This window comes from Achromobacter sp. NCFB-sbj8-Ac1-l, from assembly GCF_052695805.1.
On sequence record NZ_CP199812.1, the window covers coordinates 164,158 to 180,424 of the forward strand.

Below are 16,267 nucleotides of genomic sequence, written 5' to 3' on the forward strand. Positions count from 1 at the left end.
TGCGGCGCGTGCCGGCCTTTGGGGCTACGGCAGGACGACGTCGCGCAGGTCCAGCACGTCATCGGCGCGCTGGATGACCTTGATGTTGTCCTTCACGCCCCACGACATCGGCTGCTGGTGCAGCGGCAGGTAGCCGAAGTCGCTGCGCACGATGCCGAAGGCCTCCTTGATCATCGCGTTGCGCTTGGCCTGGTCGGTTTCGACGCCGATCTTGCTGGTCAGCTCGTCGACCTTCTTGTTGCAGTAGCCGCCCAGGTTGAACTGGCCCGCGGCTGTCTTGGCGTCGCGGCACGAGGTCAGGTTAAGCAATGTGTTGTGGGCGTCGGTCGAGCTGGGTGTCCACCCCAGCATGTACATGCTGGTCTGGTTGCCGGCCTGCAGCAGGATCTTGCCGAAATACTTCGACTTGGTCTGTGCCAGCAGATTGATCTTGATGCCGACCCGCGCCAGCATGCCGGCCACGGCCTGGCAGACCTTTTCGTCATTGACGTAGCGGTCGTTGGGGCAGTCCATGGTGACGGTGAAGCCCTTGGGGTAGCCGGCTTCGGCCAGCAGCTTCTTGGCACGTTCAGGGTCGGGCTTGTAGGGCGCGCCGAACGATTCGTCGTAACCGTTGATGGCGGTTGCGATCAGCGAGCCCAGCGGCTTGGCCGCGTTGCGCATGATCTTTTCGTTGATGGCCTTGGTGTCCACGGCCAGCACGACCGCTTCGCGCACCTTCGGGTCCTTGAAGGGGTTCTTGCCCTTGACGTCCGAGAACAGCAGTTCGTCGCGGTCCTGGTCCATGCCGATGAAGATGGCACGGGCTTCGGGCGCGGTCAGCGGCTTGACGCCCTTGGCGTCTTCCAGGCGCTTCCAGTCCTGCACCGGCACCGGCTGCACCAGGTCCATTTCGCCGGAAATCAGGGCGGCCACGCGGGTGGCTTCCTGCGTGATGGGCTGGAAGATGACTTCGTCGACGTTGGTCTTGATGTCTTTGTTCCAGTATCCGTCGTAGCGCTTGAGGACCGTCTTCACGTCGGGCTGGCGCGAGACCAGCATGAACGGGCCGGTGCCGTTGGCGTTCAGGTTGGCATAGTTGCCCTGGTTGTCGCCCTTGACGTTGGTGGCTTCGGTGGTCTTGTTCTTTTCCGACCACGACTTGCTCATGATGTACAGGAACACCCATTCGCGCGGCAAGATGGGATTGGGCGTGGGCGTGGTGACTTCGATGGTGTAGTCGTCGACCTTCTTGATGTCGGACGCCTTGGCGCCGTAGCCCTTCATGTCCGAGCCGGGCGTGAGGCTGCGCTTCCAGGAAAAGATGACGTCGTCGGCCGTGAAGGGCGAGCCGTCATGGAACTTCACGCCTTTGCGCAGCTTGAAGACCCATTTGGTGGGCTCGGGATTTTCCCAGCTTTCGGCCAGTAGCGGCGTCAGTTTCAGGTTGCCGTCGTAGCCGGCCAGCGTTTCGTAGATGTTGCCCTGGAAGCCCAGCGTGAAGGTTTCGTTCAGCGCCATCGGGTCCATGGACGTGGCGTCGCCTTGGTACGACCAGTGAAAAGTCTTGGCTGCCGCGCCGGCGCTGAATGCCAACGAGGCAGTCAGTGCAGCCGCCAGCGCCGCTTGTTTGATGTGGGGAAAAGTACGCATAGCCCTCATGCTCCGTAATGCGCGGATAGCGCGACAGAAGTGATAGGGCCCTGGCCCCACCGGGAGCCGGGGCATGGCGTTGCTGCTTACGACGAAAGGCGGTTCACGGTAGATCCAACCCCTTGTGATTGTCATTGGCGGGGACGGACCGCACCGATGCAGATCGAATCTTATAGACGCATTCGTTTAAGCGTCAATCGGTTTGGATTGGGGTTAGTCCTTGCTTGCTTCACGCTGGGAATGGTGCGTTTGGCGGGCGGCGCGGGGCGCGGACTCAAGGCGCAGGCGTGGGGTCCGAAGCAAGGGTTTTCGCCAATTCGCGCACCACTTGCTTGCGGCGTTCGCTGTCTTCGTGGCCTTTGGCCAGCGCGGACCATTCGGGCCGGCTGCGCGCTTCTTTGAGCGCGTCGGGCAAGGGGCCGCGACGCAGGGCTTCGTCGTCGGGACGTTGCAGCCGCAATGGGTCGCGGGCGGCGTGGCCGCGGCGTTCCAGCGCGTCGATCAATTGCCGTTGGCGCAGCGCCAACAGGCGCAGCACGGCGTCATCGACGCTGATCTCGCGCCAACCGCGCAGCTTGCCTGCCACGCGCTTGCCGAGTTTTTCCACGCCCTGCCACAGGCCGCCGGCCGCCGCGCCGATCAGCATGCCGGTGCCCAGGCTGAGACCCGCGCTGAACAGGTCCACGGCGGCGCCGGCCATCGCGCCGGCTGCGGCGCCCATGCCGACCTGCACGCCCATGTCCTTGAGCGCCTGGGGGTGGAACAGGTCCATGCCCCAGCGTTCGCCCTGCAGCGGCAGTGTGTCGTCCGAAAAGTCAGACGCGCGGAAGTTATACAGCGCCAGCAGCGCGGTGACGCAGGCCTGTTCGCGTTGGCGCACCTGCTCGCGCAAGCGCTGCGACGCCTCGGCCAAGGCCGTGTCGTCACCGGCGCTGGCGATGTGCAGCGCGGCGACGTCCACCAACAGGTCGGCCAGCAGTTCGCAGGCGGCGGCGTGGCGTTCGCGGCGTTGCCGGGCCAGGCTGTCGGCCAGGCGTGCCAGCGTATCGGCGTGGCGGTCCAGCAGCACGCCAAGCTTGGTATAGAGCTGTTGCTCGCCATCCAGCGGCGGCGCGACGGTGTCGAATTCCACCGCGGCGTGCAGGCCCAGCCGCGCCAGGGCTTCGCGCCATTCGGCGGCGCGGTGGGCGGGCGCGTTGACGAAGTTCAGCACGGGCAGCAAGGGGCGACCGCAGGCGGCCAGGATGGCAAGTTCGTCGCGGTGCTTGCTGAGCACCGGATCGCGCGCGTCGATGACATACAGCGCGGCGTCGCAGTCCAGCATCTTTTTCAGAACGCGCGCTTCCTGCTCGTAGCGGCCGTGGGCTTCGGGCGTATCGAGAAATCGCCGGATGCGCGCTGGACCGTCCAGTCGTTTTTCGGGAGGCGCCAGGCGTTCCAGGTATTCGAGCAAGGCAATGCTGTCTTCCATGCCGGGCGTGTCGAACCATTCCAGCACGGCGCGGCCCTCCAGGCGCAGGCGTGCGCCTTCGACGTGGCGGGTGGTGCCGGGGCGGTCGGCGACTTCGCCGAAGGTGGTGTCGCGCGTCAGCGTGCGCAGCAGGGAGGTCTTGCCGGTGTTGGTGTGGCCCACCACCGCGATGCCGATGACGTGCTCAGGCATGCTCGTGCTCCAGCCAGGCCAAGGGGGCGCTGGCGCCGTTCAGGATGGCGCCGGCATCCAGCCCCAGTGCGGCCAGGCGTTCGCGCCAGAGCGGTTCGCGCGTGTCGGCGTTGGCCGGGGCCAGCAGCCAGACGCGTGTCTGGCCGGCGTGCGCGGCCAGCTCCGCAATCAGCGCCAGGGTGCCCCGGTCGGGGGTCTGGCGCGCGTCGCAGGCGATCAGCAGGCGCGAGGCGGCGGCCTGAGCCAGGGCATCCAGCACGCGGTGACGCTGTTCGCGGGTATCCAGCTTGCCGGCATCGCGGATGGTCGCGGGCAGCTCGGCCGGCGGCCAGGGCAGATCTGCGGGCAGCTCCAGCCCCAGCAGCACGGGCTGGCCGCCCAGGATCAGCGGCGCGGCCGGCGCCACGCGCGGTTCGTGCAGCGGATCCACCGGCCGGTCGATGCCGGTGGATTGGACCGGCGGGTCCAGCCGGTCGCGCAGCGCCGCATGGCCTGCCAGCGTGGGGTCGATGGCCAGGGTGCGCACCGCCCGGCGGGCAACGGCCAGGCAGGCCAGCCAGGCCGCGAGGCGCGGCAGGATGCCGTAGACCACGACCACGCCGATCAGCCATACCGACCATTGCACCTGGGCGTCGGCGGCCAACGCCTGGGCGCCATCGCTGGCGCGCACCATGGCGGCGTCAGGCAGTGCAAAACCCAGCTTGGATGGCAGCCAGCCGATGGCCTGCGTCAGCCAGACGAAGGTGTCGGGCGCCAGCAGCGTGGTGGCCCAGATGAAGCGATAGCTGGCGGTGGACAGCAATACCAGCAGGGTTGCCAGCGCCGCACCCAGCCCGGCCAGCCACAGACCCTGGCTGACGGCGCCGAACAGCCCGCGCAGGGCGCCGGCGCGCGCCATCAGGTTCAGGAAGGCTTGGGGCACCAGCGCGCCGTCCGGGCCGCGCGCCAGCTTGCGCGTGGCCCAGAGCCACAGCCGCCCCAGTGGCGTCATGGCCGCGGGCCGTAGCAGGAAGCTGGCCAGCCACAGCAGAAAGGTCAACGCATGCAGGCCCAGCAAGGCGCCCAGCGCCCACAACACGTTCACGGGCCGCGTGCCGTCGCCCAGGGCACCCGCGGCCACGCCCACGCCGGACACCAGCGCCAGCAGCAGCAAGACAGCCAGTACGGCAAGTGCGCTGCGGCGCCAGCCATCGACCAGGGGAATCAGGTTTTCGCGTTGGGCCAGCAGTTGGGCGCGGGCCAGGATGCGGTCCCGCAGCGGGACATCCTGTTGGCGCACCTGCCGCACCACGCTGGCGTCTTCCAGCGGCCCCCAATGGGCTTCGCGCAGCCGGATGAGTTCGGCCAGCCAGTGGGCGCGCACGGGCGACTGGCCAGGGGCGTCGAGGGGGAAGGAAAGGTCGCGGGAAGTCGGCGATGGCATCGCGGGCAGGGCAGGCGATCAGGCCGCGAAGGGCGGTGGGCCATTGTAGACCGCCCGGGGGGGGTGGCCGCGGCCGCAGGGAGAAGGCTTCAGTGGCGGCGACGGGCGGCGCGATACTGGCCGGGCGTGACGCCCACGGCATCGCGGAACACGCGTGACAGGTGGCTGGCATTGCCAAAGCCTGAGGCCTGCGCGATGCCGGCCAGGTCGCCCTTGCCCGTGGCCAGCAGGCCGCGCGCATGGGCCAGCCGGCGCGCGCGCACCCAGGCGTGCGGCGGTTCGCCGAAAGACGCGTGGAACATGCGGGCGAAGTGATAGGTGGACAGCGCGGCCACGCGGGCCAGCTCGTCCAGTGTCAGGGCGTCGGCCAGGTGTGCATCGACGTAGTCCATCACGCGCCGCCGCACCGCGGGCGCCAGGCCGCCACGCGCGGGGACGGCGGTGCGGCGCGTCACGCCCTGGTTCAGCAGGTGGTGCAGCACGGTTTCGGCCGCGCTGCTGGCGGCCAGCCGGTCGGCGGGCGCGGCCCAGTCCGTGCCCAGCAGGGTCTGGCAGACGTCGGTCAGGGACTCGTCGTGGATGTAGGTGCGGTCGCGCAGTTCCAGCGTGCGCGGTTCGCAGTCCAGCCGCATGACCGCTTCGCGCGCCAGGCGTTCCGGCGCAATGTACAGGTGCAGGAAATGCACCGTGTCGTTCATGCACCAACGCGAATAATGCTCGGCGGGCAACACGCAGAACTTGCCGGCGCCACCGTGCAAGGGGTGCCCGACGCGGAACGATTTTTCGCCGCCATGCAGGTAGAGCGACAGTGTGTGATGACCCGGCATGTCGTAGCCCAGCGTCTCGTGGGCGCTGCGACCCCATTGCGAGATGGCGATGCCCTCGCCCAGCGAGGCCGCACGGGCCAGCGTGGCGGTCGACGCGGACAGGGTGCGAAAGACGGAGAAGTCGGACGGAGCCGAAGCGGTGGTGCCCATGGAACCGAAATGCTACTGCGATCCGCGCGTGTGCGGCATGTGCAAACGAAGAAAAAACCGCAAGAACCGGCAATTTTTCGGACTTCGTCCGAGGCAGACTGGGCCTTGCTGCCGGCCGCTATCCGCAGGTCTGGCCCTCATGTCTTTTTCTGCCCTGCGGGGTGTCTCAAAGTGAACCTTTTCCTGTATTTCCTGACCGTCGTCATCTGGGGCACCACCTGGATCGCCATCAAGCTGCAACTGGGCGTGGTGGCCATTCCGGTGTCCATCTTCTACCGCTTCGCGCTGGCCGGCCTGGTGCTGTTCGCGGTGTTGCTGCTGACGCGCAAACTGCAACGCCTGGATCGGCGCGGGCACTGGCTGTGTGTAGGCCAGGGCCTGTGCCTGTTCTGTTTGAACTTCCTGTGCTTCTACACGGCCACGCAATGGATTCCCAGCGGCCTGGTGTCGGTGGTGTTTTCGGCCGCGACGCTGTGGAACGCGTTGAATGCGCGACTGTGGTTCGGCACCCGCATCGCACCGCGCGTGATGGTCGCCGGCCTGGTGGGCTTTTCTGGACTGGTGCTCCTGTTCTGGCCGGAGCTGTCAGGGCAGCAGGCCAGCCACGAGACGCTGCTGGGCCTGGGCTTCGCGTTGCTGGGCACGTTCTGCTTTTCCACCGGCAACATGCTGTCGTCGCTGCAGCAACGGGCGGGCATTCGTCCGTTGACCGGCAACGCCTACAGCATGTTGTACGGCGCGGCCGTGCTGCTGGCCGGATGCGCCGTGGCCGGCGTGCCGTTCCGGTTCGACACGTCCTCGGCCTACGTGGGCGCCCTGCTCTACCTGGCGATTCCGGGGTCGGTGATCGGTTTCACCGCCTACCTGACGCTGGTCGGACGCATGGGGCCGGCGCGTGCGGCGTATTGCACGGTGCTGTTTCCCGTGGTGGCGCTGAGCGTGTCCACCTTCGCCGAAGGCTACCAGTGGACGGCGCCCGCATTGCTGGGCTTGGCACTGGTCATGTTCGGCAACCTGCTGGTCTTCACGAAATGGACGCCGTTCGTGCGCCGGGCGGCGGCTTAGCGGCCCTGGCCATGGGGCTTATCGGCGCTGGCCGGCCAGGGCGCGCAGCGCTTGCACCAGCTGGTCGATTTCGTCCGGATGCGTCAGGTAGCTGACCGAGGCGCGCGCAATCTGCGTCAGCCCACGCGCATTCATGTCCAGCGGTGTGTACGGCACGCCGTTGCTGCCGATGACGATGCCCTGGGCTGCCAGCGCCTGCTGCACGGCAGTCGCTTCCTGGCCCGCCAGGTTGAACGACACCAACCCCGAAAGTTCGCGCCCCTGGTCCAGTACCTCGATGCCGGGGATGGCAGCCAATTCGGCGCGCAGCGCCTGGGCGGTGGCGTCGACCTGGGCGCGGATGGTATCCAGGCCGATATCCAGCGCTTCCTGCAACGCATTGGCCTGGCCGCAACGCAGCGCCAGCGACGCCTCGGCGGATTCGAAGCGCGCCGCGTCGGTGCGTAGCTGGGGCTCGCCGCCCACATCCAGGGGCGCGGAGTAGGTGTCCACGTAAGCGGGCGTCAATTGCGGCAGGAAGTCGCGCCGCACGTACAGCAGGCCGGTGCCGCGCGGGCCGCGTAGCGCCTTGCGGCCCGCGCCGCTGAGCACGTCGCAGCCGACCTCGGCCACGTCCACCGGCAACTGGCCCACCGCTTGCGCGGCATCCACGAAGTACGGCACGCCTGCGGCGCGTGTCACCCGGCCCACGGCGGCGGCGGGGTTGATCAGGCCGCCGTTGGCGGGCAGCCAGGTCAGCGCCACCAGGCGCACCCGCGCATCCAGCATGGCCTGCAAGGCAGCGGGGTCGACGCAGCCGCTGTCATCGGACGGAATGGTTTCGATGGACACATCCACGCCGCGTGTCGCCAGCCGCATGGCCGCCAGGTTGCCGCCCCATTCGTGGCGGCCAACCAGGATGCGGTCGCCGTCGCGCCATGGGCCCAATGCCGCGAACGCCGCGCCCCAGCCGGGTGAATTGCCGCCTGTCAGCGCGATTTCATCGGGCTGGGCGTTGAGCAGCCGGGCCGCCAGGTCGCGGGCCTTGCCGGTCAACGCGCGGGCGGCCACACCCGCTTCCATGGGCCCCTGCTCGGCCTCGCGGCGCAGGTGGGCCTGGATGGCGTCCAGCGTGGCGGCGGACGGCAGTGATGCACCCGCATGGTTGAAGTGCACGGTAGTGCGCGTGCCGGGCGTGGCAGCGCGCAGCGCCTGCAAGGTGTCGGGGGTCAACGGGGCAGCGGGCATGGCAGTTCCAGAAAGCGGCGCCGGACCGCGGCCCGGCGCCAAGGCATCAGGCGGGGGTCAGTGCGATGACCGCTTCGACTTCCACGGCCACGCCTTGCGGCAGCGACGCCACGCCGACGGCGCTGCGCGAGTGACGGCCCGCATCGCCGAATACCTCGACCATCAGGTCCGAGGCGCCGTTGGCGACCGCGCTCTGGCGGTTGAAGTCCGGCGTGCTGGCCACGAATACGCCCAGGCGCACCACGCGGGCCACCCGGTCGAGCCGGTCGCCGGTGGCGGCGGCGACTTGCGACAGGATGCCCAGGCCCGAAAGCCGTGCGGCGGCCACGCCGTCTTCTTCGGACACCTGGTTGCCCAACTGGCCCAGGAACGTGGGCTTGCCGCCCTGGCGCGAAATCTGGCCCGAGATATAGAGCAGGTTGCCTTCCTGCACGAAAGGCACGTAGTTGGCGGCGGGGGCGGCCGCGGCTTCCAGCGTCAGGCCAAGTTCGGCCACGCGGCCGGAGATCGAACGGGTCATGGGGGTCACCTCTGAAACGGAAAAGGGAAAAGACATCCCCCCGATGCTATCGGCCGCAGCCGGCGCTGACCAATCAATTCTTGCCAGGTATATATGAGTAAAACTAATGCGTTCAGTCCGATGCCGCAGCATCTGCCAACCAGGCATGGAAGGCCTGCGCCGTATCGTTGGCTTTGCCGCGCGGACTGATGAACCACCAGCCGATGCGGGCGTCTTCCAGAACCGTATCCGGCAGGGCCTGGACCAGTGCACCACTGGCCAATTGTGCGGCGATCATCCGGTGACGGCCCATCGCCAGGCCCTGCCCGGCCAGCGCGGCTTCGACCACGATGTTGTAGTCGTGCAGGCGCACCGTCTGGGCGCGCCCCAGGTCCAGGCCGAAACGACGGGCCCAGGCATCCCACTCGAAGGGGTGTTTGGTGTGCGAGGCCAACAGCGGATAGCGCAGCAGGTCGTCGGGCGTGCGCGGACGCCGTTTGCCAGCCACCAGGGCCGGTGCACAGACCACGGACAGCCGTTCGGGCATCAGACGCCGCGCTCGCACGCCGGGCCACGTGCCGCGGCCATAGCGGATCGCCACGTCGACCTCGCCGCCCGCCACATCAGCCAGGCCGATATCGGGCAGCAACTGCAGGTCGATCTCGGGATGGGCGGCGGCAAAATCCGGCAAGCGTGGCGCCAGCCAACGGGTCGCGAACGAGGCCAGCAGCCCGACCTTGAGCACGCGCCGTTCGGTGGCCGGCGCGCGGATCGCCTCGGTGCCCTGGCGCAGCAGTTCAAAGGCGGCATGCACCCGCTGGTAGTAGGCCTGCCCGGCCGGCGTCAGCGCCACGGCGCGGGTACGGCGTTCGAACAGCGCCACGCCCAGTTCCGTCTCCAGCCGCTGGATATGGTGGCTGATCGCGCTTTGCGTGACGAACAGTTCTTCCCCCGCCAGGCTGAAGCTCAGGCGCCGTGCGGCGGCTTCGAAGGCGCGCAGCGAAACCAGGGCGGGCAGGGAACGATGGGAACGCATCGGAAATCGCAGGTAGAACCAGGGATGCGCGTCATCCTACGCCGGGTGGCGGGCGCAATGCAAAAAGCCCTTCAAATGGGGCCCGCCAATGCAAAAGGCCCGCAACAACGTTGCGGGCCCTTCAGTACTGCATTCTTTGGCTCCCCGAGCTGGGCTCGAACCAGCGACCTGCGGATTAACAGTCCGTCGCTCTACCGACTGAGCTATCGGGGAACAGGTAGAGGGGCCGAATTATGCACAAATTTTGCGGGGAATGCAAAACGGGTGCGTGCGGCCTGGTTCAGCCCTGCCGGATGGCCTGCGCGGTGTGGAACAGTTGCACCCAGCGGAACTGGACCGCAACGTGGCCATCATCAAGGTTGCGGGGATCCGTCCCGAGTGACAGGGGTATTGCAGGGCGGCGCCGGTTGATCCCGTATCATGGCACCCAGAAGGTTCGCGACCTCTCTCGTCTTTTCTGGGTTTATCCATGTCTTCGTTCGACATTCAATTGCTGCTCACCGCCCTGGTGAGCGTTCTGGTGCTGGTCGCTCTTATCGTCTCGCGCGTCCGCATGCATCCGCTGCTGGCGCTGCTGATCGTTTCCCTGGGCGTGGGTTTTGCCACCGGCATGGAACCCACCGCCATCGTCAAAAGCCTCACCGACGGCGCCGGCAAGACGCTGGGCGCGGTGGGCGTGGTGATCGCGTTGGGCGCCATGCTGGGCAAGATCCTGGCCGATTCCGGCACCACCGAACGCCTGGCCAACGCCATCCTGGCCCGCACCTCCGTGCGCCTCATTCCCTGGGCCATGACGCTGGTGGCCTTCGTCATCGGCATTCCCATGTTCTTCGAAGTGGGCCTGGTGGTGATGCTGCCGCTGATCTTCAGCGTGGCGCGCAAGCTCGAGACCCAGGAGCGCTTCAAGGGGTCGGCCTACGTCTACGTGGGCGTGCCCGTCATTTCGGCCCTGGCGGCCATGCATGGCATGGTGCCGCCCCATCCGGGCCCGCTGACCGCCATCGCCAGCCTGAAGACCACGGTCGGCCCGACGATGATCTACGGCTTCATCGCCGCGCTGCCCGCCATGATCCTGGGCGGCCCCCTGTACGGCGCCTTCATCGCGCCGCGCATGACCACCCGGCCTGATGACGCCCTGCTCGAGCAGTTCACCGCCACCCAGGAAGCCACCAAGGGTCGCGTCCCGGCCAGCGTGGGCCTGGGCGTGCTGGCCGCCTTGCTGCCGGCGTTGCTGATGCTGGTGCATGCGGTGGCCGAGATGCTGCTGCCCAAGGGCTCGGGCCTGTTGCACGCGGCCGCCTTCCTGGGCAACCCGCTGGTCGCCATGCTGCTGGGCGTGCTGTTTGCCATGGCCACCCTGGCCCTGCCGCGCGGCGGCGACGCCGAGAAACTGCGCGGTGCGCTGGGCCAGAGTCTCAAGCCCATTGCCGGCATCATGCTGATCATCGCCGGCGGCGGCGCCTTCCAGCAGGTATTGACCAGCGCCAAGGTGGGCGACGCCATCGTGCACCTGACCCAGCAGTTTGCCTTCCCGCCGCTGATCCTGGGCTGGCTGATCGCCATGCTGCTGTCGGTATCCACGGGTTCCGCCACCGTCGGCATCGTCGGCGCCGCAGGCCTCTTGGCCCCGCTGGCCGGCGCCGACCCCAACCTGAACCTGCCCCTGCTGGCGCTGTCGATCGGCTGCGGCTCGCTGTTCTTCAATTACGCCAATCACGCGGGCTTCTGGATGGTCAAGGAATCCTTCGGCATGACCATGGGCGAAGCCACCAAGACCATTTCGGTGGTGCAGTCCATCGTGTCGGTCGTGGGCCTGATCATGGTGCTGCTGTTCAATATGTTGCCGGCGTTGGGGTGATGCCCCGGGGCGGGTCGACTCTGCGAAAAGTCCAACTGTATTGACCCTGTAGCCGACGGAGATGATGGCGTCCCGGCTCTAGTAGTTGGTCAGGTAGGCTTTACCGTCTGCGGCAGTTATTCGAAATTTTCGAATAACTGAATCTTCATCTAACTCGTTGGATTTAAAGACTTCCTTCAGGTGATAGTTGATCGTTTGGACTTCTACAGCAAAGATCTGGGCCATCCCCTTTTGGCTGGCCCATACGGTCTCGTCTTCTGCGATCACCTGGATGCGAACGTCGCCGTCGGCTGAGGCGTAGAAGAGAAATTGGGAGCCGTTTCGTGCGGGGTGTTCCATGCTCGGGTTCTACTCACGGCAGTTTTGCGGGACGGCTCAAATTTACCGTGTGCTACACAGGCTTGTCTGTTCGTAGTGACCGCAGTCGATCTGCAAAACAAAAAGCCCAACCATTCGGTTGGGCTTTTGCTTGAAGCAGATGGTGCCGGTGAAAGGAATCGAACCCTCGACCTTCTCATTACAAGTGAGCTGCTCTACCAACTGAGCTACACCGGCGTGGCGTGCCGGGGCACGCGCAGGGACCGCATTGTAATTAAAAAACGCGACCCCTGCGTGGCGCTCGCTATTTGACGATCGTCAGGCGCGGACGCTTGGGTTCGTCGTCGCCGCCGTCGTCGTCAGGCGCGGCATCCGCGTCGGCTTCGGGCGTGGCGGTGTCGGACGCGTTCTGCGTGCCCGGCGCCGGCGGTTCGTAGGGCTGCACTTCGAAGCCCATGCCTGCGCCGGTTTCGCGCGCGTAGATGGCGCTGACGGCGCCCACCGGCACGTAGACGTTTTCGGTCACGCCGCTGAAGCGGGCCTGGAATTCGATGAATTCATTGCCCAGCACCAGGCGGTTGGTGGCCAGCGTGCCGACGTTCAGTGTGATCTGTCCGTCGCGCACGTGGGCGACGGGCACCATCGTGTGCTCGTCGACCTGCACGGTGATGTACGGCGTGTAGCCGTTATCGGTGCACCATTCGTGCAGCGCGCGGATCAGGTACGGTTTGGTCGAAGTTTCACCCATCACGCAACAACCTTAGCGACGCATCACTTTTTCCGAAGGCGTCAGCGCTTCGATGTAGGCCGGACGCGAGAAGATGCGTTCGGCGTACTTTTGCAGCGGCGCTGCGTTCTTGGGCAGTTCGATGCCGTAGTGGTCCAGGCGCCACAGCAGCGGGGCCACGGCCACGTCGAGCATGGAGAATTCCTCGCCCAGCATGTACTTGTTCTTGAGCAGCATGGGGGCCAGCTGGGCCAGGCGGTCGCGGATGTTCTGGCGGGCGTTGGCCAGCTTCTTCTCGTCCGGCTTGGCGCTGCGGTCTTCCAGCGTCGAGACGTGAACGAACAGTTCTTTCTCGAAGTTGTACAGGAAGAGGCGCGTGCGGGCGCGCATGACCGGGTCGGCCGGCATGAGCTGCGGGTGCGGGAAGCGTTCGTCGATGTACTCGTTGATGATGTTCGACTCGTACAGGACCAGGTCGCGCTCGACCAGAATGGGCACTTGACCGTACGGGTTCATCACCGAGATGTCTTCGGGCTTGTTGTACAGGTCGATGTCGCGGATCTCGAAATCCATGCCCTTTTCGAACAACACGAAGCGGCAGCGTTGCGAAAACGGACACGTGGTTCCGGAATAGAGCACCATCATGGCGGTAAGTCCTTTATGAAAAACGAAAGGCCAGCGCCTTAATCTAGCAGGCGCTGGCCCCGATTGCCAGGCGGGGATAGGCGTACAGCCCTATCCGCCGTTTCCGGCTCCGATATTGGGGACGGAAGTTAAGCCTGGCGGGGCGTTGCGGTTAGCGCACGTGTTTCCAGTAAGAGGCGTTCAAACGCCACATCACCAGGAAAAACAACAGCAGGAACAACATGACACCGACGCCCAGCTTCACGCGGAAAGTCTGGACGGGCTCGGCCATCCAGGACATGAACGCGGTCAGGTCAGCGACGTCGTTGTCGTATGTTGCGACTTGGGCCGGGTTGGCGGCCTTAAATTTGGCATCGAAGGTGGCATGGCCGTGGTAGTTGGCTACCGGTTCGGCCTTGACCGTGGAAAAACCTTGAGCATCGTACACCGTCGTGACCCGTTCCCAGGTTTTCGGGGCGCCTTCCTTGCCCTCGACCTCGTGCATGGCCACGGTGGTCAGCTCGCGCGGACCCTGCCGTTCCCAGAGGGCGTGGGGCATGCCCACCGACGGGAACACCAGGTTGTTCCAGCCCGTGGCGCGTGAAGTGTCGCGGTAGAACGTGCGCAGGTAGGTGTAGATGTAGTCGGAACCCGAGGGGCCGGCGTTGACGGATTTGGCACGGGCGATCACGGACAGGTCCGGGGGCGTCGTGCCAAACCACTTCTTGGCGTCCTTGGGCGTCATGGCGATATGCATCATATCGCCCACTTTTTCGCCGGTGAACAGCAGGCTTTCCTTGATTTGCTGGTCGGTCAGCCCGATGTCCTTGAGCTTGTTGTAGCGCATCGAGGATGCGCTATGGCAGTTCAGACAGTAGTTGACGAACAGCTTGGCGCCGTTTTGCAGCGACGCGACGTCGTTGACGCGGTAAGGCGCCTTGTCCAGCGGAAAGCCGCCTTCAGCGGCGTAAGTGGCGGTACACGTGAGCATCAAGGCCACGGCACCAATCAGCTTCTTGATCATGGTTAGTCCGTTATTCTCGTGGGCTCAGTGGGCGTGGAACGTGACGCGGTCGGGCACTTTCTTGAAGGTGCCCAGGCGGCTCCAGACCGGCATCAGGAAGAAGAATGCCAGGTACAGCAGCGTGCCGATCTGCGACGTGATGTTCAACGGCGGACTGGGCGGCTGCGTACCGATGTAGCCGAGCACCAGGAAGTTGACCATGAAGATGCCGTAGATCCACTTGTGCCAGGTGGGGCGGTAGCGGATCGACTTGACCGGCGAATGGTCCAGCCACGGCAGGAAGAACAGGATGACCACGGTGCCGCCCATGGCGACCACGCCCCAGAACTTGGCATCGATGGCGCGCAGCAGCACGGCCACGATGATCAGGATCGCGGGGATGGCGATGCGCATGAAGCCCTTCAGGTTGCTCTTGACGAGCAGCGCGATGGCGCCCAGCACCGAAGCGCCGGCCAGGACCCACGTGAATTCATCGGTGGTGGCGCGCAGCATCGAGTAGAACGGCGTGAAGTACCAGACCGGGGCGATGTGCGGGGGCGTCTTCAGCGAGTCAGCAGGAATGAAGTTGTTGAACTCGAGGAAGTACCCGCCCATTTCCGGCGCGAAGAACACGATGAAGGCAAAGACGAGGAGGAACCCCGCCACGCCGACCAGGTCGTGCACCGTGTAGAACGGGTGGAACGGAATACCGTCTTTGGGCCGGCCGTATTTGTCTTTCGGGCCTTCCTTGATTTCGATGCCGTCCGGGTTGTTCGAGCCGACTTCGTGCAGCGCCACCAGGTGAGCCGCCACCAGCCCCACCAGCACCAGCGGAATGGCGATGACGTGGAAGGCGAAGAAGCGGTTCAGCGTGGCGTCGGACACGACGTAGTCGCCGCGGATCCAGATCGACAGCTCGGGGCCGATGAACGGGATGGCGGCGAACAGGTTCACGATCACCTGTGCGCCCCAGTAGGACATCTGGCCCCACGGCAGGAGGTAGCCGAAGAAGGCTTCGGCCATCAGACAGAGGAAGATCGCGACGCCGAAGATCCACACCAGCTCGCGCGGCTTGCGGTACGAACCGTAGAGCAGCCCGCGCAGCATGTGCAGGTAGACGACGACGAAGAACATCGACGCGCCGGTGGAATGCATGTAGCGCACCAGCCAGCCCCACGGGACTTCGCGCATGATGTATTCGACGGACTGGAACGCGCGTTCGGCGTCCGGCTTGTAGTGCATGACCAGGAAAATGCCGGTCACGATCTGCAGCACCAGCACCAGGAGTGCCAGGGACCCAAAGAAATACCAGAAGTTGAAGTTCTTCGGTGCGTAATACTCGGACAGATGGGCTTTCCAGGTGGAGGTCACCGGGAAGCGCCGGTCCAGCCAGCCCAACAGGCCTGTCGTCTCGACGGTTTTCTCGCCAGCCATGTAACGGCTCCTTCTCTAATACGTGGCGTATTTGTTTTACTTACGTAATTCGGGAAAAAAGCGCGACGCGAGCGTCAGGCCTTGTTGTCTTCATCAACGCCCACGATGATGCGGGTGTCGGTGAGGTACTGGTACGGCGGAACTTCGAGATTATCGGGAGCAGGCTTGTTCTTGTAGACCCGGCCAGCCAGGTCGAACGTGGAGCCGTGGCACGGACAGAGGAATCCGCCTTGCCATGAGGCGCCCATGCCGCCACCGCCACCTGTCTCGAAGTGCGCGGTGGGCGAGCAGCCCAGATGAGTACAGATACCGACACAGACGAAGATCTCGGGCTTGCGCGAGCGGCCTTCGTTTTCGGCGTATTTGGGGGTGAAACCGGCGCGTTTGGAGTCAGGGTCCGCCAGGAGGGCGTCCTGGCTTTTGAGGCCGGCGAGCTGCTCGGGAGAGCGGTGGATGATCCAGACGGGCTTGCCACGCCATTCCACGGTTTTCATGGTGCCGACGGGAATGTCGCCGATGTCGACTTCGACGGGCGCCCCGGCGGCGCGGGCTTTTTCGGAGGGGGAAAACGTGCTTACTAGGGGTATTGCCGTTGCGACACCTGCTACGCCACCCACAGCACAGGCGGTGGTAACCCAGAAACGTCGCGAAGGATCAGGTGGCAGGTTGGGATCAACCGCACCGTCATCGTCATGCACCAGCGTATCCTGACTCATCTTCCTATCCTTGTTGATGCGCCCGCTCTACGAGTAGCATCACTTCTGCGGCATCGGGTTCGCGG

15 protein-coding genes and 2 tRNA genes are annotated in these 16,267 nt (G+C 65.6%); 2 read left to right on the forward strand and 15 right to left on the reverse strand.

Annotation, left to right across the window (positions count from 1 at the left end; genetic code table 11):
• Positions 1-24 precede the first annotated feature (24 nt).
• From ACUDP5_RS00775 to ACUDP5_RS00790, 4 genes are all read right to left on the reverse strand, one after another.
• Positions 25-1,632, reverse strand: a complete 1,608-nt coding sequence (locus ACUDP5_RS00775; RefSeq protein ID WP_263912794.1) for an ABC transporter substrate-binding protein — start codon at positions 1,630-1,632, stop codon at positions 25-27.
• Between the two features lie 274 nt (positions 1,633-1,906).
• Positions 1,907-3,295, reverse strand: coding sequence for a GTPase/DUF3482 domain-containing protein (locus tag ACUDP5_RS00780; protein ID WP_445657951.1), 1,389 nt, complete (start codon positions 3,293-3,295; stop codon positions 1,907-1,909).
• On the reverse strand, positions 3,288-4,718 hold the full coding sequence (locus ACUDP5_RS00785) for a DUF2868 domain-containing protein (RefSeq protein WP_445657952.1): 1,431 nt from the start codon (positions 4,716-4,718) through the stop codon (positions 3,288-3,290). Before ACUDP5_RS00785 ends, ACUDP5_RS00780 begins: the two co-directional genes overlap by 8 nt.
• Before the next feature lie 89 nt (positions 4,719-4,807).
• Positions 4,808-5,695: a helix-turn-helix domain-containing protein gene (locus ACUDP5_RS00790; protein WP_445657953.1), complete on the reverse strand. Its 888-nt coding sequence runs from the start codon at positions 5,693-5,695 to the stop codon at positions 4,808-4,810.
• Positions 5,696-5,866: 171 nt separating this feature from the next.
• Here ACUDP5_RS00790 and ACUDP5_RS00795 point away from each other — a divergent pair, with 171 nt between their 5' ends.
• The gene (locus ACUDP5_RS00795) at positions 5,867-6,760 is read left to right on the forward strand and encodes a DMT family transporter (protein WP_445657954.1); all 894 of its coding nucleotides are present in this window, start codon (positions 5,867-5,869) and stop codon (positions 6,758-6,760) included.
• An 18-nt stretch (positions 6,761-6,778) separates the two neighbouring features.
• Here ACUDP5_RS00795 and ACUDP5_RS00800 read toward each other — a convergent pair whose 3' ends face one another.
• The 4 genes from ACUDP5_RS00800 to ACUDP5_RS00815 form a co-directional block, all read right to left on the reverse strand.
• A complete protein-coding gene (locus tag ACUDP5_RS00800) occupies positions 6,779-7,987 on the reverse strand; it encodes an aminotransferase class V-fold PLP-dependent enzyme (RefSeq protein ID WP_445657955.1) in 1,209 nt (402 codons plus the stop codon).
• A 46-nt stretch (positions 7,988-8,033) separates the two neighbouring features.
• Positions 8,034-8,507, reverse strand: coding sequence for a RidA family protein (locus tag ACUDP5_RS00805; RefSeq protein ID WP_445657956.1), 474 nt, complete (start codon positions 8,505-8,507; stop codon positions 8,034-8,036).
• A 112-nt stretch (positions 8,508-8,619) separates the two neighbouring features.
• The gene (gene gcvA / locus ACUDP5_RS00810) at positions 8,620-9,522 is read right to left on the reverse strand and encodes a transcriptional regulator GcvA (protein ID WP_445657957.1); all 903 of its coding nucleotides are present in this window, start codon (positions 9,520-9,522) and stop codon (positions 8,620-8,622) included.
• 137 nt (positions 9,523-9,659) lie between these two features.
• A tRNA-Asn gene (locus ACUDP5_RS00815) sits at positions 9,660-9,735 on the reverse strand.
• 256 nt (positions 9,736-9,991) lie between these two features.
• Here ACUDP5_RS00815 and ACUDP5_RS00820 point away from each other — a divergent pair.
• Positions 9,992-11,380: a GntP family permease gene (locus tag ACUDP5_RS00820; RefSeq protein ID WP_263912802.1), complete on the forward strand. Its 1,389-nt coding sequence runs from the start codon at positions 9,992-9,994 to the stop codon at positions 11,378-11,380.
• 78 nt (positions 11,381-11,458) lie between these two features.
• Here the strand turns inward: ACUDP5_RS00820 and ACUDP5_RS00825 are convergent, their stop codons facing one another.
• The 7 genes from ACUDP5_RS00825 to petA form a co-directional block, all read right to left on the reverse strand.
• A complete protein-coding gene (locus ACUDP5_RS00825; protein WP_263912803.1) occupies positions 11,459-11,719 on the reverse strand; it encodes a hypothetical protein in 261 nt (86 codons plus the stop codon).
• Positions 11,720-11,859: 140 nt separating this feature from the next.
• Positions 11,860-11,935, reverse strand: a tRNA-Thr gene (locus ACUDP5_RS00830).
• A gap of 67 nt (positions 11,936-12,002) precedes the next feature.
• Positions 12,003-12,446, reverse strand: a complete 444-nt coding sequence (locus ACUDP5_RS00835) for a ClpXP protease specificity-enhancing factor (RefSeq protein ID WP_025139953.1) — start codon at positions 12,444-12,446, stop codon at positions 12,003-12,005.
• A gap of 12 nt (positions 12,447-12,458) precedes the next feature.
• On the reverse strand, positions 12,459-13,070 hold the full coding sequence (locus ACUDP5_RS00840; protein ID WP_006388039.1) for a glutathione S-transferase N-terminal domain-containing protein: 612 nt from the start codon (positions 13,068-13,070) through the stop codon (positions 12,459-12,461).
• A 151-nt stretch (positions 13,071-13,221) separates the two neighbouring features.
• Positions 13,222-14,073 carry a cytochrome c1 gene (locus ACUDP5_RS00845; protein WP_263912804.1) on the reverse strand — a complete coding sequence of 284 codons (852 nt, stop codon included), beginning with the start codon at positions 14,071-14,073 and terminating at the stop codon, positions 13,222-13,224.
• 24 nt (positions 14,074-14,097) lie between these two features.
• Complete coding sequence (locus ACUDP5_RS00850) at positions 14,098-15,486, reverse strand: cytochrome b (protein ID WP_025139951.1); 1,389 nt, start codon at positions 15,484-15,486, stop codon at positions 14,098-14,100.
• A gap of 74 nt (positions 15,487-15,560) precedes the next feature.
• Positions 15,561-16,202: a ubiquinol-cytochrome c reductase iron-sulfur subunit gene (gene petA, locus ACUDP5_RS00855; protein WP_025139950.1), complete on the reverse strand. Its 642-nt coding sequence runs from the start codon at positions 16,200-16,202 to the stop codon at positions 15,561-15,563.
• Positions 16,203-16,267: the final 65 nt, after the last annotated feature.

Excerpts from the sequence above, each read along its gene's own strand:
- ACUDP5_RS00775 (WP_263912794.1), bottom strand. The coding sequence starts at position 1,632 with ATGCGTACTTTTCCCCACATCAAACAAGCGGCGCTGGCGGCTGCACTG.
- ACUDP5_RS00835 (WP_025139953.1), bottom strand. The coding sequence starts at position 12,446 with ATGGGTGAAACTTCGACCAAACCGTACCTGATCCGCGCGCTGCACGAA.
- ACUDP5_RS00800 (WP_445657955.1), bottom strand. The coding sequence starts at position 7,987 with ATGCCCGCTGCCCCGTTGACCCCCGACACCTTGCAGGCGCTGCGCGCT.
- ACUDP5_RS00840 (WP_006388039.1), bottom strand. The coding sequence starts at position 13,070 with ATGATGGTGCTCTATTCCGGAACCACGTGTCCGTTTTCGCAACGCTGC.
- ACUDP5_RS00805 (WP_445657956.1), bottom strand. The coding sequence starts at position 8,507 with ATGACCCGTTCGATCTCCGGCCGCGTGGCCGAACTTGGCCTGACGCTG.
- ACUDP5_RS00820 (WP_263912802.1), top strand. The coding sequence starts at position 9,992 with ATGTCTTCGTTCGACATTCAATTGCTGCTCACCGCCCTGGTGAGCGTT.
- ACUDP5_RS00790 (WP_445657953.1), bottom strand. The coding sequence starts at position 5,695 with ATGGGCACCACCGCTTCGGCTCCGTCCGACTTCTCCGTCTTTCGCACC.
- ACUDP5_RS00850 (WP_025139951.1), bottom strand. The coding sequence starts at position 15,486 with ATGGCTGGCGAGAAAACCGTCGAGACGACAGGCCTGTTGGGCTGGCTG.
- petA (WP_025139950.1), bottom strand. The coding sequence starts at position 16,202 with ATGAGTCAGGATACGCTGGTGCATGACGATGACGGTGCGGTTGATCCC.
- gcvA (WP_445657957.1), bottom strand. The coding sequence starts at position 9,522 with ATGCGTTCCCATCGTTCCCTGCCCGCCCTGGTTTCGCTGCGCGCCTTC.
- ACUDP5_RS00785 (WP_445657952.1), bottom strand. The coding sequence starts at position 4,718 with ATGCCATCGCCGACTTCCCGCGACCTTTCCTTCCCCCTCGACGCCCCT.
- ACUDP5_RS00780 (WP_445657951.1), bottom strand. The coding sequence starts at position 3,295 with ATGCCTGAGCACGTCATCGGCATCGCGGTGGTGGGCCACACCAACACC.
- ACUDP5_RS00825 (WP_263912803.1), bottom strand. The coding sequence starts at position 11,719 with ATGGAACACCCCGCACGAAACGGCTCCCAATTTCTCTTCTACGCCTCA.
- ACUDP5_RS00845 (WP_263912804.1), bottom strand. The coding sequence starts at position 14,073 with ATGATCAAGAAGCTGATTGGTGCCGTGGCCTTGATGCTCACGTGTACC.